This is a genomic window from Flindersiella endophytica (assembly GCF_054779015.1).
The window spans coordinates 50191-64629 of the sequence record NZ_BAAGYY010000006.1; the positions used below are offsets into that span (position 1 = coordinate 50191).

The window sequence follows — 14439 nt, forward strand, 5'->3', positions numbered from 1 at the left end:
GGGCGTGAGGAAGCACCCGGCTACTCACCGAAGGTAGACACGTCTTCACACGTCGTCCAGGGACCGTTTAGGTTGGCTTGCGGGACGAATGGAGACCGTAAGCGGACCGAAAGGCGGACCATGGCAAGGGCATACGCAAGCGCAGTCGTGCCGGCTGACATCGACACGGTGTGGTCGTTCGTACGAGACTTCGACAACCTCCCGGAGTGGCATCCAACGATCCAGGCCAGCGAGATCCTCGAGGGCAAGGCCTCCGACACGGTTGGCTGCGTCCGGCGGCTGACGTTGGCCGACGGCGGCATCGTCGTCGAACGCCTGCTCCAGCTGGACGATGTGGCCCGCTCCTACACCTACAACTTCGTGGAGAGCCCGTTCCCGGTCCGTTCGTACGCATCGACGATCCGGTTCACGCCGGTTACCGATACCGGCCAGACGTTCGTCGAATGGTGGGCCGACTTCGACGCCGACGCCGACATCGAGGCCGAACTGGTCACGACGTTCGGTGACGGCGTGTTCGCCACCGGGCTGACCGCGCTCCGCGAGCGATTCTGAGACTTCCGAGAGCTCTGAGGGGAACGACTACATGGCTGACCGGATGGCAGGCAAGGTCGCGATCGTCACTGGCGGCGGTGGCGGCATCGGCCAGGCGACCGCCCAGCTGCTGTGGGAGGAAGGCGCCAGTGTCACGCTGGCCGACGTCGACGGCTCAGCGGCGGAGCGCGCCAGCGCCGAGATCTCGCCCGGCGACCAACGGCTGCTGGCGATCGGTGCCCGGCTCGATGAGGAGCCGGAGGCGCAAGCCGTGGTTGCGAAGACGGTCGAACGCTTCGGGCGGCTCGATGTGCTCGCCAACGTCGCGGGCGTACGCGTCTACGGCCCGGTCACCGACGCCGACACCGAGTCCTGGGACTACATCGTCCGCGGCAACCTCCTGCAGGTCGGCTACTGCTCGAAGTTCGCCGTCCGCGAGATGGCGCGGGGTGGTGGCGGCAGCATCGTCAACGTGTCGTCGGCCAACGCGCTGTCGGGACGTTCGGGCATGGCGCAGTACGACGCGACCAAGGCCGCGGTGCTGGCGCTGACCCGTTCGATGGCGCACGACCATGCCGGCGACGGCGTACGCGTGAACGCGGTGTGCCCCGGCCCGACGCTGACGATGTTCCACGTCCGCAGGCGGGCCGCCGCCACCGGTGAGAGCCTCGAACAGGCCAGGGCCGAGATCGCCAAGGGCACTCCGACGCTGCTGAAGCGGCAGGCCGACCCGCGCGAGATCGCCTACAGCATCTTGTTCCTGGCCGGCGACGAGGCGTCGTACGTCACCGGGGCGACGCTGATGGTCGACGGCGGCCTGTCGGCCTAGGCTCAACGCGACAAGGCCTGCGCATCGGCGAGCAATTCGGCCTGCCGCATCCAGTCGTCGCCGTCGAGGGAGAGGACCATCCGCTCCACACCGATCTCGGCGTACTCCGCGATCCGCTCCGCGACCCGAGCCGGATCACCGTCGATCGGAACCTGCTCGGCCTCCTCGGCGGGCAGGCCGTAGCCCTCGATCATGGCGTGGACGAAGCCCGCCCGCGCCACCGGGTCTTCGGCGCCGATCCGTACGTGGCCGCCGACGGTCGTCGCGGGCACGGCGCGGCCGGCGGCGGCCGCCGCGTCCCGAAGGTCCTCGATCCGGCCGGCGAGCGTTCGCGGTGTGATCAGGGACGGGAACCACGAGTCGCCGAACCGCACTGTGCGCCGGATCGCGACGTCGGAGTTGCCGCCGACCAGGACCGGCGGTGACTTCGCCGGTGGTGCCAGCGTGAGCGCGTCAGTGCCGCCCAGCGTGGTCGGGTTTCCTGCCAGCAGATCCGGCAGCATGGCCAGTGCGGCGTCCGTGAGCCGGCCTCGCTGTCTCGGCGGCACGCCGGTCGCCTGCCAGAACGGTGCCCCGAAGAAGCCGCCGGATCCGACGCCCAGCATCAGCCGGTTACGCGAAACGTGTTGCAGGCTCAAGATCTGGGCGCTGAGCAACGCAAGCGGGCGGATCGGCGGTACGAGCGTGCTGAAACCGAGCAGCACACGTTCGGTCGCCGCCGCCGCGGCGGCCAGCCCGACGATCGGTTCGAGCATGGGCGTGCCGTCGCCGACCAGGACATCCGGGAACCAGACGGACTCCAGGCCGAGATCCTCGGCGTGCTGTACGCGGGCCAGCAGCTGGTCGTGGTCCGCGGGCAGGGTGACGCCGAGCTTCAGGTCAGCGGAAGGCATCGGCGTGGTCCTCCACCCACTGCCGGAAGGTCCGCGCCGGCACTCCGGTGACCTGCTCGACGTCCGTGGTCACCGGCTCCGGGTGGGCCACGATGTGCTTCCAGTGATCCAGCCCGGAGTCGGCGAACGCCTCCGGCCAGCCCTCCTCGATCATCTCCCGGCGGGCGACGTCACGCGGAATCTCCTGCCAGAGCACGCGTTTGCCGGTGACTTCGCCGATCACGCGGAGCTGGTCGGCCTGGGTGAGCACCTCCGGGCCGGTGAGGTCGTACGCCGCGCCTGAGTGCCCGCCCTCGGTGAGCGTGCGGGCCGCCACGGCGGCCAGGTCGTACTCGTGGACCAGCGAGCGCGCCGCCTGCGCGTACGGCAGGCGGACGACCTCGTTCGCCCGGATCGCGGCGGCCCACCCGAGGGTGTTCGTGGCGAAACCGCCGGCGCGCAGGAACGTGTAGTCCAGCCCGGTCTGCTCGAGGAGGCGCTCGATGCCGGCGTAGAAGCCGGATGCTCCGAGCGCCGACAGATAGACGACGCGCTTGGCGTGCCGGGCGATCGCGTCGACGACGGGTTCCACGCCGTCGCCCGTCATGGCGGGCCAGAGCAGGAAGACCGTGTCGACGTCGGTTGCCAGGGCCGGCTCCAGGCTCTTGGGGTCGAGCGTGTCGCCCGCAACGACCTCGACGCCGGACGGAAGCTTGGCAGTGCTGGGGTTCCGGCTCACCGCGCGAACGTCGGCGCCCTCGTCAGCGAGCAGCGCGACCAGGTGACGGCCGACGTTGCCGGTGGCTCCAGTGACCAGAATCGTCATGTTCCCCATCCTGCAACCTCAAGCTTGGTTGAGGTCAAGGGGTCGTGCGGACGTGGTCATCGTGATCGCTTCGAGGTCGGCGGCCGCGGTGGCCTTGCGTTCGGCCGCGGCGCCGGAGTAGGCGGCCAGCGACTCCGACACCTTGCCGGCCCTCGTGCGCAGCTCCTGCAGCCGGTCCGACACCCGTTTCCCGGCGTACTCCGCCGCCTCGCGGTCGCCGCGGATGCGGTACAGCAGCTGGACTCCGCCGGCCACCGCGAGCACCAGGCCGAGCAGCGCGAAACCCCAGTTGACGAAGCCCAGCAGGAGAAACACCGCGCCCACACCGAGCAGGACGTACGCCGCTGCCCGCGAGCCCTTCTCGACCCGCACGGACCCGGCGATCCTGCGTTCGGCCGCACCCATCGACTCCGGCGACGGCCCGGCCGGCCGGAACGTGATGTTGTCGGAGCCGATTCGCGTCGTGACCTGCTGGACCGGGGACGCCGACGCCTTGGCCGCCAGTGCCCGCGCGACGACATCGATGGCCGGTGCCGTGCTCCGGAACGCCAGCCCGGACAGCACGGCGTCCTGGCCGGCCAGATCGGACAGCAGGCGCCCCCGGAAACGCTCACCGGTGCTGGGATTCGGCGCCAGCGTCGTGCCTTCCGGAGCGATGATCTGGCGCAGCTCGGCGGCGCGGGAGATCAGCTCGCGTTCGGGCGGGCTGCCCTCGGACACCAGCAGGCCGAGCAGTTCGCGGACGTCGGCCGCGCCGTCCTGCAGCGCCGCGTCGTCGAGCTGCTCGGCGTCGCCCGGTTTCACGGTGTCGTTCGGGGCGGCCAGGCGCTGGCAGGCCGTACGCAGGCGGGTCAGCCGGTCGGCGGCCGCCAGCTGCTCGGCCGCCTCCGGAGCCTCGGTCAGCAACTCTGTGTCGCCCGAGGCGGGAGCGATCCGGTCGAGCCACCCACCGGACATGGGGTCGGGTACGGCCGCCCGTAGCTTCCCGACCACGATGTCGCGGCCCGCCGGCCCGAACCCGCCGTGAGCGGCGACGACCCACAGCCGCCGTTGCGCCTTGGTCACCTGGACCTCGGCGTCCACGGCGCCGAACGCGTCGTCCAGCCACTCCGCCGCGGCCTCGCCACGGCCGAGCGCCGGCATGGTCAGGCAGAAGAACAGCGCGGCCCGGTCGCGTTCGCGCTCGAGTGCCTCGGCGATGTGCGCCGTGGCGCCGGCGTCGGCGCCGGAAGCCATTGCCTGCAACGCCTGGACGGCAGGCCCGAGCCAGTAGCCGGATACGTCCGGCGGAGCGGGCAGCGACGACTCGCCAAGCCTGCTTGCCGAAAGGACCGCGGCGGCGTGCCGGCGTACCTTCACCGCCTCGGCGAACGCCACCAGCTCGACCCGGAGGTCGGAGAGCTCGACGAACGCGTCGAACGCGCTGGCGAGCTTGTCGAGCCGGCTCTCGAGACTGCCCGTGACCTGGCGGAGCTTGGAACGCAGCCCACTGGTCTCGCTCCGGGCCCGGGACAACGAGTCGCCCAGCTCACGAAGCTGGCGGTTCTGCCTGCGGTCGGCCCAGTCGTAGATGAAGTACTCCGACATCCAGGCATCCTATGGGGGGTCCCACGCCGGGCCTGCCGGCTTGTCCACAGCCCTACCGCCGGGCGGATCCCAGATGCTCGCGGAAGAACGGCAGCACGTCGGCTGCCACTGATGCGCGTACGGGGCCACCGGTCTCGGTCTCTCCGCCGAACTCGAAGTGCCCGACGTGCTCTCCCATCGAACGCCCGTCGGCGCCTGGGATCAGCCGCGCGTAGCGGACGCCGTTGTCCTCCGGCGCCTCCACTTCGTCGGCGTCACCCCAGCGGACGAGGACCGGACGGTCGATGGCGCCCAGCGTCGCGTCGTCAAGGATCGGGCAGATCGCGGGCGCGAGCAGGACGCCGGCCACGAACCGCGGGTCACGGTAGTCGGCCAGCGCCCTGGCCTCCAGGGCATCCCGGCCGTACTTCGCGAACAGCTCGGCATGCTCGGCCGCGATGTCCGGACGATCCGGCGGGATCGGCAGGATCGGCTCGCCGCCGTACAGGCGAGCGAGCTTGCCGGGATCGATCCGCGCGCCCAGCACGCACGCCGCTGTGAAGCCGCCCAGCGAGTAGCCGACCACGGCGGCCCGCTCGACGCCATCGCTCGCCGCCAAGTGGTCGACCACGAAGGAGAGGTCCGGCGCCCGTTCCCACCAGAACGAGAAGCCCTCCAGGTGCTCGGCGTCGAAGTAGGTGTTGCGGTGGTGATCGACGGCGGCGACCAGGAATCCTTCGGCACAAAGGGCTTCGGCCAGCCACGCGAGGTTGACCGCCGCACCGCCGGAGCCGTGCGAGAGCACGACCAGCGGCGGCGCGCTCGCGGCATCGACCGCCGGCCGCCACACGTGCGTGCGTACCGGACGCGGGCCTTCAGCGCCCCAGGCGGAGCGGGTTTCGTCGAACAGGTCGAGGACCTCGGCAGCGCACATGCCGGAGACGTTAGCGAAATGTGGGGTTAGTTTTCACGTTCGGACTCGTCGGACTCGCGCTTCGGCTCGACCTTCGTCACCAGGATCGTCGGAATCCGGTTGCGGCGCCCGACCGGGCCTTCGGCCAGCAACCGCAGGCCTTCGACGGTGGCCTCGGAGCCCGGGATCGGCACCTTGTCGAGGTACTTCGCGAGCAGGCCGCCCACGCTGTCGACGTCCTCGTCGTCCAGGTCGAGGTCGAACGCCTCGCCCAGCTCGTGGATCGGCAGCCGCGAGCTCACGCGTACCGAGCCGTCGTCGAGCCGTTCGATCGAGCGTGACTCGACGTCGTACTCGTCGGTGATCTCGCCGACGATCTCCTCCAGGATGTCCTCGATCGTCACCAGGCCGGCGGTGCCGCCGTACTCGTCGAGCACGATCGAGAGGTGGATGCGCTGCAGCTGCATCTCGCGCAGCAGCTCGTCGGCGGGCTTGGAGTCGGGAACGTACGCGGCCGGGCGCATGACCTGCTCGACCTTCTCGGTCATCTCCGACTGCCGGTTGTCGTAGACGCGGCGGGTGACGTCCTTGAGGTAGGCGACGCCGACGATGTCGTCGATGTTGTCGCCGATCACCGGGATCCGGGAGAAGCCGCTGCGCAGGGCGAGCGACATCAGCTGACGGAGCGTCTTGTGCTTCTCGATGTAGACGACGTCGGTGCGGGGCACCATGACCTCGCGCACGATCGTGTCGCCGAGCTCGAAGACCGAGTGGATCATCTCGCGTTCGCCGGACTCGATCTGCTGGCTGGCCTCGGCGATGTCGACGAGCTCGCGCAGCTCGGCCTCCGTCGCGAACGGGCCCTCGCGGAAACCCTTGCCCGGCGTGAGCGCGTTGCCCAGCAGGATCAGGAGCTTCGGGAGCGGGCCGAGGACGCGGGTCAGCGCGATCAGCGGCGCGGCGCTGAGCAGGCCGATCGTGTTGGGGTGCTGGCGACCGATCGTGCGCGGGGCGACGCCGACCACGACGTACGAGACGACGACCATGATGCCGGCGGCGGCGAGAACGCCGAGCCACCAGGTCTGGATCCAGTTGAAGACGACCTCGGCGACCAGCACGGTGGCGGTCAGCTCGCAGGCCATCCGGAGCAGGAGCGCGGTGTTGAGGTACTGCGCGCGGTCCTCGACCAGCTGACGCAGCCTTCCCGAGCCGCGCCGGCCGGCGGTGACCTGCTCGTCGGCGCGCGACTTGGAGAACATCGACAGCGCGGCCTCGGCGCACGCCAGCATCCCGGCGACGATCACCAGGACGGCCGCGATGAACAGCAACACCAGCTCGTTCGGCATCAAGCCGGACCGCCTCCCGCGCGCATCGGCTGCCACTCGGCGAGCAGGCGGGCCTGCAGCGCGAACATCTCCTGGTGCTCCTGCGGCTCGGCGTGGTCGTAGCCGAGCAGGTGCAGGATGCCGTGGACGGTCAGCAGGTGCAGCTCGTCGGCGACCGAGTGGCCGGCGTCCTTGGCCTGCTTCTTGGCGACCTGCGGGCACAGCACGACATCGCCCAGCAGTCCGATCGGCGGCTCCTCGCCCTCCCGGCCGGGCCGCAGCTCGTCCATGGGGAACGCGAGCACGTCGGTCGGGCCGGGCTCGTCCATCCACCGTTCGTGGTGCTCGGTCATGGTCGCCTCATCGACCAGGACGATGGACAGCTCGGCCTGCGGGTGCACACGCATCCGGTCGAGGACGAACTGGGCCAGCCTGGACAGCTCCCGCTCGTCGACGTCGAAGCCCGATTCGTTGGCGATGTCGATGCTCATCGCCCTGATTGTCTCGGGTTCGTACTCGACGGGTTCACGAGGGGCTCGACAAGGCCGCGGGGGGTGTGGGGGTCGTCTCCTGTCCCCGCGCCGCTCACGGCCGGCGGCGGGTTCTCGGCACCTCGACCGGCGTGGTGGGCTGGCCGTTGACGTCGGCGCGCTCGGCTTCGTAACGGTCGTAGGCCGCGACGATCCGGCCGACCAGCTTGTGGCGTACGACGTCGTGCGCGGACAAGGAGGTGAAGTGCACGTCGTCGATCCCCTGGAGGATGTCGTGCACGACCTTCAGGCCCGAGGACGTGCCGCCCGGCAGGTCGATCTGCGTCACGTCGCCGGTGACGACCATCTTGGAGCCGAAGCCCAGCCGGGTCAGGAACATCTTCATCTGCTCCGGCGAGGTGTTCTGCGCCTCGTCGAGGATGATGAACGCGTCGTTGAGCGTGCGGCCACGCATGTAGGCCAGCGGAGCGACCTCGATCGTGCCCGCGGTCAGCAGCCGTGGGATCGAGTCGGGGTCGATCATGTCGTGGAGCGCGTCGTAGAGCGGCCGGAGATAGGGGTCGATCTTCTCCGACAGCGTGCCTGGCAGGAAGCCGAGCCGCTCCCCCGCCTCGACCGCCGGCCGGGTGAGGATGATGCGGTTGACCTGCTTGGCCTGCAACGCCTGCACGGCCTTGGCCATCGCGAGGTAGGTCTTGCCGGTGCCCGCGGGGCCGACCGAGAAGATCACGGTGTGCTTGTCGATCGCGTCGACGTAGCGCTTCTGCCCGAGTGTCTTCGGCCGGATCGTACGGCCGCGGTTGGACAGGATGTTGAGCGTGAGCACGTCGGCCGGACGCTCGGACTGGTTGGACCGCAGCATGGCTACGCTGTGCTCCACCGCGTCTGCCGTGAGCCCCTGACCGGAGCGGACGACCACGACCAGCTCGGAGAACAGCCGCTCGACCAGCTCGACCTCCACCGGGTCACCGGTGATCGAGATCTCGTTGCCGCGAACGTGGATCTCAGCGCTGAACGCCTTCTCCACGACCCTCAGGAACTCGTCTCGCGGCCCGAGCAGGCTCACCATCGAAACGCTCGACGGCACTGTCAGCTTTGCGGTGATTGTGCTTTCTGCCATGGGCGGCCGATGCCGGCCTTTACCTCCGTCGACGGGCCAGTTCAATGTGTATGGAAAACCTGCTCAATGGTATCCGTTGATACCCCCGGAGCCCACCGTTTATCGCCCGTGGTAAGGCATCTAGCCGAGCGTGTCGGTGAGCTTACGGCCGCCGAGTACGTGCGCGTGACAGTGCGGCACCACTTGACCACCTTCGTCGCCGGTGTTGAGGACGACGCGGTAGCCGGAGTCGGCGACTCCTTCCTCCGACGCCACCGCAACGCACTCCTCCAGCACCATCTGCAGCGTGGCGGGATCGTTGAACGCGACCGCTCCGACGTCGACCAGGTGCTCCTTGGGTACGACGAGCACGTGCACCGGCGCTTGCGGGTTGGCGTCCCGGAAGGCCAGCGTCTGCTCGGTCTCGCGGATGACGTTCGCCGGGATCTCGCCGGCCACGATGCGGCAGAAGACGCACTCCCCGAACCCGTCCATGACAGCCTCCTCGCTGGAAGCTTATGCCCTCGACCCATGCCAGCGCGGAATGTCCGCGGGGGGCGTGGGGGGTCGTCCCCCCACAGTGACAACGGCTGGGGAACGGCTCGCGCCCACGCGGCGGAGCCGCAAATCGGATACTGCGCGAGCACACTGCTCCTGTCCCCAGCCGCTCAGCGGTCGGACCAGGCTTCCTTGATCCGGCTGAACATCGACTTGCGTGCGCTTGTGAACTGCCCCTTGGCCTTCTCCTCGCCGCGCATCCGGGCGAACTGGTTGAGCAGGTCGCGCTGCGCGGTGTCGAGCTTGGTCGGGGTCTCGACCACCATGTGAACGACGAGGTCACCGCGCGTGGTGCGCGACAGGTGAGGCACGCCCTGGCCCGGCACGCCGATCTCCTGCCCCGACTGGGTTCCGGGCTTGACCTCGACGTCGATGCTCTGCCCGTCGAGCGTCTCGACCGAGAGCGTGGTGCCGAGCGCGGCGACCGTCATGGGCACGGTCACCGAGCAGTGCAGGTCGAAGCCGTGCCGGGTCCACACCTCGTGCGGCACCACGTCGATCTCGACGTAGAGGTCGCCGGCGGGACCACCGCCCGGGCCGACCTCACCCTGACCGGCGAGCTGGATGCGGGTGCCGTCGTCGACGCCGGCGGGGATCTTCACCGTGAGCGTGCGGCGGGACCGGACCCGTCCCTCGCCCACGCACTCGGGACAGGGGTTGGGGATCACCGTGCCGTAGCCCTGGCAGCGCGAGCACGGCCGGGTGGTCATCACCTGGCCGAGGAACGAGCGCTGCACACTGCTCACCTCGCCGCGGCCCTCACAGGCCGGGCAGGTGACGGGGTGGGAGCCGGACGCCGCACCGGCGCCGTTGCAGCTCGGGCAGACCACCGCGGTGTCGACCTGGATCTCCTGGACCGAGCCGAACGCCGCGTCGGCGAGCTCGACCTGCAGCCGCAGCAGGGCGTCCTGGCCCCGGCGGGTGCGCGGCCGCGGTCCACGCGAGCCGGCGCCGCCGAAGAAGGCGTCCATGATGTCGGTGAACGAGAAGCCCTGGCCGAAGCCCGCTCCGCCCGGGCCGGCGCCGGCCGAGGCCAGCGGGTCGCCGCCCAGGTCGTAGACCTCGCGCTTCTTGGGATCGGACAGCACCTCGTAGGCGCGGTTGATCTCCTTGAAGCGCTCCTGCGTCTCGGGGTCGGGGTTGACGTCAGGATGCAGTTTGCGCGCGAGCCTCCGGTACGCCTTCCGGATGTCGTCGGAGGTGGCGTCTCTGGGTACACCGAGGAGCTCGTAGTAGTCCTGGCTCATGCTCTGGGTTGCCTCATGCACCGACTTCATTCTCCTGCGAGGATCTGGCTGACGTATCTGGCGACCGCGCGGACGGCGCCCATAGTGCCCGGATAGTCCATCCGTGTCGGGCCAACGACCCCTAGCGTGCCGACGGCTTCGTCACCTGGACCATATCCGGTTGAGACCACCGATGCCGAGGACAGCTCGACGTAGGGGTTCTCGTGCCCGATTCGTACGCGCACCGCCGAAGGTGCGCTGGCCTCGCCGAGCAGGCGCAGCAGGACGACCTGCTCCTCGAGGGCTTCCAGAATCGAGCGGATGGAGTGATCGAACTCCTGCCCGAACAACGTGAGGTTGCCCGTGCCGCCGACGGCGATCCGCTCGTCTGAACGTTCGACGACCATCTCGACGAACGCGGCGACGACCGCGGCCACCACGGCACGGTCCTCATCGAGGAACTCCTCGGGCAGGTTGACGACTTCCGGCGTCTGGCCGAGGCGCTTGCCGGCGACCCTGCTGTTGAGCCTGGCCCGTAGGTCGCCCAGCAGGTCTTCGCCGACGTCGGAGCGGACGTCTATCACGCGCTGATCGACCCGTCCGGTGCTGGTGATCAGGACCAGCAGCACCCGGGCGGGCGCGAGCGAGACCAGCTCGACGTGGCGTACGTACGAACGGGACAGCGTGGGGTACTGCACGACCGCGACCTGCCGGGTCAGCTGGGCCAGCATCCGCACGGTGCGGCGCACAACGTCGTCGAGGTCGACGGCGCCGTCGAGGAACGCCGAGATCGCCCGCTTCTCGGCCACGCTCAGCGGCTTGACCGTGGTCAGCCGGTCGACGAACAGGCGGTAGCCCTTGTCGGTGGGCACCCGGCCGGCGCTGGTGTGGGGCTGGTGGATGTAGCCCTCGTCCTCCAGCGCCGCCATGTCGTTACGTACGGTGGCCGAGGAGACACCGAGGTTGTGCCGGTCGACGAGCGCCTTGCTGCCGACGGGCTCCTCGGTGTGGACGTAGTCCTCGACGATGGCACGCAGCACCGCGAGCTTGCGTTCGTCGAGCATGAGATCACCTCCCCGGCAGGTTGGCGGGCTACGGGCTTGCCCTCGATTTTGGCACTCACGGGGCCCGAGTGCCAGTCTACGAGGGGCCGGGCCAGACTGGGAGCCATGAGCTGGACCGAACTTGGCAACCGCTGTTACGCACGGCGTTACGAGTCGTTCGACGTTACCGTTGGCGTGATCGCCGGCGCCGACGGGCTACTGGTGATCGACACGCGTGGGTCACTACGGGAGGCCGGCGAGCTGCTGGACGACCTGCGTTCGCTGTCTTCGGCGCCGGTGCGATGGGTGGTCAACACGCACTGGCACTTCGACCACACGTTCGGCAACGGCGCGTTCTCCTCGGCTGTGATCTACGGCCACGAGTCGGTGCCCGGGGTCCTGGATGCCGAGGCGGAGCGGGCGCGGGCCCACCTGTCCGAACGGTCGGAGCAGTGGGCGCGCGACATGGAGTCGCTGGTCGTGGCGCCTCCGACGCGGACGTTCTCCACGCTGGCGGCCATCGACCTGGGCGACCGCGGGGTCGAGCTGGTGCACCCGGGCCTCGGACACACGTCAGGGGACGTGGTGGTGCGCGTGCCGGACGCCGACGTGGTCTTCGCAGGGGATCTGGTCGAGCAGTCGGGGCCGCCGGCCTACGGCGAGGACTCGTTCCCGCTGGACTGGCCGTACACGCTGGAGACGCTCTCCGGCCTCATGACACCGACGACGACGGTCGTGCCGGGGCACGGCGAGCCCTGCGACCTGGAGTTCGTCCGGCTGCAGCATGGTGACGTGCTGGGCGTGGCGGAGCTGATCCGCAAGCTGTACAACTCCGGCGTTCCGGCGGACGAGGCACTGGCCGCCGGCGGGTCCGAGTGGCCCCTGCCGGCCGATCGCCTGGCCGACGCCGTCCAACGTGGCTACGCCCAACTCCGCGACAGCGGCACCGAACCAGGCCCGCGCACCCTCCCCCTCCTGTCGTCCTGAACCCGGTACCGTCACCTTTCGTGGACGGAGATCGCTACGGGAACGACGTGTTGCAGACCGACTGGCGGAAGCCTCCGAAGGGGCGCACCACCGAGGTCGAGGCCGAGATCGATCTGGTGGTCGAGGATCCGAGCAACGACTTCGTGGGCGCGGTCGTCGCGATGGAGCGGGACCAGGTGGTCCTCGAGGACCGGAAGGGCAAGCGGCGCAGCTATCCCTACGGTCCCGGGTTCTGGATCGACGGCAAGCCGGTCGCGCTGACCAAGCCCAAGCCCAGCTCCGCGGCCGCACAGGCGGGTCCGCGGCGTACTGCCTCCGGGTCGATCGCCGTCCAGAACGCCAAGGCGCGCGTCGCGCTCCCCAGCCGGATCTACGTCGAGGGGCGGCACGACGCCGAGCTCGTCGAGAAGGTCTGGGGTGACGACCTGCGCATCGAGGGCGTCGCCGTCGAATACCTCGAAGGCGTCGACGATCTGAAAGCCATCGTCGAGGAGTTCAAGCCGGGCAAGGGAAGGCGGCTCGGCGTACTCGTCGACCACCTCGTCCAGGGCTCGAAGGAGAGCCGGATCGCCGACGACGCCCGCCGCGGGCCGTACGGTGCGCACCTGCTCGTCGTCGGGCATCCGTACGTCGACATCTGGCAGGCCGTCCGCCCCGAACGCGTCGGTCTGAAGGAATGGCCCGACATCCCCCGGAGTGTCAGCTGGAAGCACGGCACCTGCGCCGCCCTGCGCTGGCCGCACGAGGATCAGGCCGACATCGCCCAGGCCTGGAAGCGCATCCTCGCCTCCGTACGCGACTATCGTGATCTCGAACCCGCGCTGCTCGGCCGGGTCGAGGAGCTGATCGACTTCGTCACCTCACCGTAGGGGGAACGAACATGTCGGAACCGCACCACGAAGTCCAGCCGATGCCGTCGGAGACCGAACGCAACTGGGCGCTGGTCTCCCACATCGGCAGCCTGCTCGCGGCCTACATCTTCCTCGGACTGCTCTGCCCGCTGCTGGTCCTGCTCACCAAGGGCAAGGAGTCGTCGTTCGTCCGCGCACATGCCGTGGAGTCGCTGAACTTCCAGATCACGGCGGCGATCGCCGGCGTGATCTCGGCGCTGCTGGTCTACGTCCTGATCGGCATCCTGCTGCTGGTCATCGTCGGCCTGGTCTACATCGTGTTCCTGACCATCGCGACGCTGGAGGCCAGCCGCGGGCGGCTCTACCACTATCCCTTCAGCATCCGGTTCGTACGCTAGACCAGTTGCCGCGACGGCCCGCCGATCGCTAGCGTTCGCGCTGATGCGATCCGAGGAACCGGCCGGGCCGACGGCATACGCGTGGCTCGACTTCAACGCACCGCTGTCCGGCGCCCGTGCGGACCGGCTGGCCAAGACCCTGGCCGCCGGCGGGCCGGGCAACGCACTCGACCTCGGGTGCGGCTGGGGCGAGCTGTTGCTGCGCCTGCTCGCGGCCGCGCCCACCTGCTCCGGCACGGGCGTCGACACCGATCCCTCCTTGCTCGAACGCGCCCGCGGCAACGCCAAAGCCCGCGATCTGGACGACCGGGCCACGTTCGTCGAGGGTCCGGCCGCCGAGCACGAGACGGAGCCGGCCGATGTGGTGATCTGCATCGGCGCCGGCCACGCGTTCGGGGGTACGGCCGAAGCGCTCGCCGCGCTGCACGAACGGACCCGCCCCGGCGGCCGGGTGCTGTTCGGGGACGTCTTCTGGGAGTCCCCGCCCACCGTCGAGCAGGCGGCCAGCCTGGACTCGACGCCGGAGGAGCTCAGCAGCCTGCCCGAGCTCGTGGACCTCGCCATCGCCGCCGGCTTCCGGCCGCTGCGGATCGAGTCCGCCAACCGCGACGAGTGGGAGGCGTTCGAGAGCGGCTACCTCGCCGACTGGGAGCACTGGCTGGTCAGCCACGGCGACCAGCCGGAAGCCAAGCAGATCCGCGCCCAGGCCGACGAGCACCGCGACAACTGGCTGCGCGGCTACCGCACCGTCCTCGGCTTCGCCTACCTCACCCTCGCTCCCGCTCCCGCGCCCGCGCCCGCGCCGGAGGACGCGGAGACCTAGACGATCTATTCCAAGGGGTCGCCGGTCAAGCGCGCGGCGGATGGCGCCGTTCGTGGGGGTGGGCACAGCCGGAGGAGGAGCCAGGAGGGGCCTCCGGCGAT

General features: G+C 69.8%; 16 protein-coding genes. 6 read left to right on the top strand and 10 right to left on the bottom strand.

Features of this window, described 5'->3' with window-relative positions; genetic code table 11:
• The first annotated feature begins 120 nt into the window (after positions 1–120).
• Positions 121–552 (top strand): SRPBCC family protein, encoded by a 432-nt coding sequence (locus ACYVF6_RS03840; protein WP_460515773.1) that lies wholly within the window; start codon positions 121–123, stop codon positions 550–552.
• 31 nt (positions 553–583) lie between these two features.
• The gene (locus tag ACYVF6_RS03845; protein WP_460515775.1) at positions 584–1360 is read left to right on the top strand and encodes an SDR family NAD(P)-dependent oxidoreductase; all 777 of its coding nucleotides are present in this window, start codon (positions 584–586) and stop codon (positions 1358–1360) included.
• A 2-nt stretch (positions 1361–1362) separates the two neighbouring features.
• Here the strand turns inward: ACYVF6_RS03845 and ACYVF6_RS03850 are convergent, their stop codons facing one another.
• The 10 genes from ACYVF6_RS03850 to hrcA form a co-directional block, all read right to left on the bottom strand.
• Positions 1363–2253 carry an LLM class flavin-dependent oxidoreductase gene (locus ACYVF6_RS03850; protein ID WP_460515776.1) on the bottom strand — a complete coding sequence of 297 codons (891 nt, stop codon included), beginning with the start codon at positions 2251–2253 and terminating at the stop codon, positions 1363–1365.
• Positions 2240–3058, bottom strand: coding sequence for a Rossmann-fold NAD(P)-binding domain-containing protein (locus ACYVF6_RS03855; RefSeq protein ID WP_460515778.1), 819 nt, complete (start codon positions 3056–3058; stop codon positions 2240–2242). The genes ACYVF6_RS03850 and ACYVF6_RS03855 overlap by 14 nt, the downstream gene beginning before the upstream one ends.
• 18 nt (positions 3059–3076) lie before the next feature.
• Entirely contained in the window at positions 3077–4645 is a 1569-nt protein-coding gene (locus ACYVF6_RS03860; RefSeq protein ID WP_460515779.1) for a hypothetical protein, read from the bottom strand.
• Between the two features lie 52 nt (positions 4646–4697).
• Complete coding sequence (locus ACYVF6_RS03865; protein WP_460515780.1) at positions 4698–5558, bottom strand: alpha/beta hydrolase family protein; 861 nt, start codon at positions 5556–5558, stop codon at positions 4698–4700.
• Positions 5559–5584: 26 nt separating this feature from the next.
• On the bottom strand, positions 5585–6883 hold the full coding sequence (locus tag ACYVF6_RS03870; protein ID WP_460515782.1) for a hemolysin family protein: 1299 nt from the start codon (positions 6881–6883) through the stop codon (positions 5585–5587).
• Positions 6883–7353 (bottom strand): rRNA maturation RNAse YbeY, encoded by a 471-nt coding sequence (gene ybeY / locus ACYVF6_RS03875; RefSeq protein ID WP_460515784.1) that lies wholly within the window; start codon positions 7351–7353, stop codon positions 6883–6885. Before ybeY ends, ACYVF6_RS03870 begins: the two co-directional genes overlap by 1 nt.
• A gap of 94 nt (positions 7354–7447) precedes the next feature.
• Entirely contained in the window at positions 7448–8473 is a 1026-nt protein-coding gene (locus tag ACYVF6_RS03880; RefSeq protein WP_460515786.1) for a PhoH family protein, read from the bottom strand.
• A gap of 120 nt (positions 8474–8593) precedes the next feature.
• Positions 8594–8947, bottom strand: coding sequence for a histidine triad nucleotide-binding protein (locus tag ACYVF6_RS03885; protein WP_460515788.1), 354 nt, complete (start codon positions 8945–8947; stop codon positions 8594–8596).
• A gap of 173 nt (positions 8948–9120) precedes the next feature.
• On the bottom strand, positions 9121–10257 hold the full coding sequence (gene dnaJ, locus ACYVF6_RS03890) for a molecular chaperone DnaJ (protein WP_460515977.1): 1137 nt from the start codon (positions 10255–10257) through the stop codon (positions 9121–9123).
• Between the two features lie 26 nt (positions 10258–10283).
• A complete protein-coding gene (gene hrcA / locus ACYVF6_RS03895) occupies positions 10284–11300 on the bottom strand; it encodes an HrcA family transcriptional regulator (RefSeq protein ID WP_460515789.1) in 1017 nt (338 codons plus the stop codon).
• Positions 11301–11405: 105 nt separating this feature from the next.
• Between hrcA and ACYVF6_RS03900 the strand changes: the two genes are divergently transcribed.
• Genes ACYVF6_RS03900 through ACYVF6_RS03915 form a run of 4 tightly spaced genes read left to right on the top strand, consistent with a single transcriptional unit; the run spans position 11406 to position 14338 of the window.
• A complete protein-coding gene (locus ACYVF6_RS03900) occupies positions 11406–12266 on the top strand; it encodes an MBL fold metallo-hydrolase (protein WP_460515791.1) in 861 nt (286 codons plus the stop codon).
• A 20-nt stretch (positions 12267–12286) separates the two neighbouring features.
• Entirely contained in the window at positions 12287–13135 is an 849-nt protein-coding gene (locus ACYVF6_RS03905) for a DUF3097 domain-containing protein (RefSeq protein ID WP_460515793.1), read from the top strand.
• An 11-nt stretch (positions 13136–13146) separates the two neighbouring features.
• Positions 13147–13515 (top strand): DUF4870 domain-containing protein, encoded by a 369-nt coding sequence (locus ACYVF6_RS03910; RefSeq protein ID WP_460515795.1) that lies wholly within the window; start codon positions 13147–13149, stop codon positions 13513–13515.
• A 43-nt stretch (positions 13516–13558) separates the two neighbouring features.
• Complete coding sequence (locus ACYVF6_RS03915) at positions 13559–14338, top strand: SAM-dependent methyltransferase (protein ID WP_460515797.1); 780 nt, start codon at positions 13559–13561, stop codon at positions 14336–14338.
• The last annotated feature ends 101 nt before the right edge of the window (positions 14339–14439 follow it).

Coding starts and splice junctions, on each gene's coding strand:
- ACYVF6_RS03840 (WP_460515773.1), top strand. CDS start 121: ATGGCAAGGGCATACGCAAGCGCAGTCGTGCCGGCTGACATCGACACG.
- ACYVF6_RS03845 (WP_460515775.1), top strand. CDS start 584: ATGGCTGACCGGATGGCAGGCAAGGTCGCGATCGTCACTGGCGGCGGT.
- ACYVF6_RS03850 (WP_460515776.1), bottom strand. CDS start 2,253: ATGCCTTCCGCTGACCTGAAGCTCGGCGTCACCCTGCCCGCGGACCAC.
- ACYVF6_RS03855 (WP_460515778.1), bottom strand. CDS start 3,058: ATGACGATTCTGGTCACTGGAGCCACCGGCAACGTCGGCCGTCACCTG.
- ACYVF6_RS03860 (WP_460515779.1), bottom strand. CDS start 4,645: ATGTCGGAGTACTTCATCTACGACTGGGCCGACCGCAGGCAGAACCGC.
- ACYVF6_RS03865 (WP_460515780.1), bottom strand. CDS start 5,558: ATGTGCGCTGCCGAGGTCCTCGACCTGTTCGACGAAACCCGCTCCGCC.
- ACYVF6_RS03870 (WP_460515782.1), bottom strand. CDS start 6,883: ATGCCGAACGAGCTGGTGTTGCTGTTCATCGCGGCCGTCCTGGTGATC.
- ybeY (WP_460515784.1), bottom strand. CDS start 7,353: ATGAGCATCGACATCGCCAACGAATCGGGCTTCGACGTCGACGAGCGG.
- ACYVF6_RS03880 (WP_460515786.1), bottom strand. CDS start 8,473: ATGGCAGAAAGCACAATCACCGCAAAGCTGACAGTGCCGTCGAGCGTT.
- ACYVF6_RS03885 (WP_460515788.1), bottom strand. CDS start 8,947: ATGGACGGGTTCGGGGAGTGCGTCTTCTGCCGCATCGTGGCCGGCGAG.
- dnaJ (WP_460515977.1), bottom strand. CDS start 10,257: ATGAGCCAGGACTACTACGAGCTCCTCGGTGTACCCAGAGACGCCACC.
- hrcA (WP_460515789.1), bottom strand. CDS start 11,300: ATGCTCGACGAACGCAAGCTCGCGGTGCTGCGTGCCATCGTCGAGGAC.
- ACYVF6_RS03900 (WP_460515791.1), top strand. CDS start 11,406: ATGAGCTGGACCGAACTTGGCAACCGCTGTTACGCACGGCGTTACGAG.
- ACYVF6_RS03910 (WP_460515795.1), top strand. CDS start 13,147: ATGTCGGAACCGCACCACGAAGTCCAGCCGATGCCGTCGGAGACCGAA.
- ACYVF6_RS03915 (WP_460515797.1), top strand. CDS start 13,559: ATGCGATCCGAGGAACCGGCCGGGCCGACGGCATACGCGTGGCTCGAC.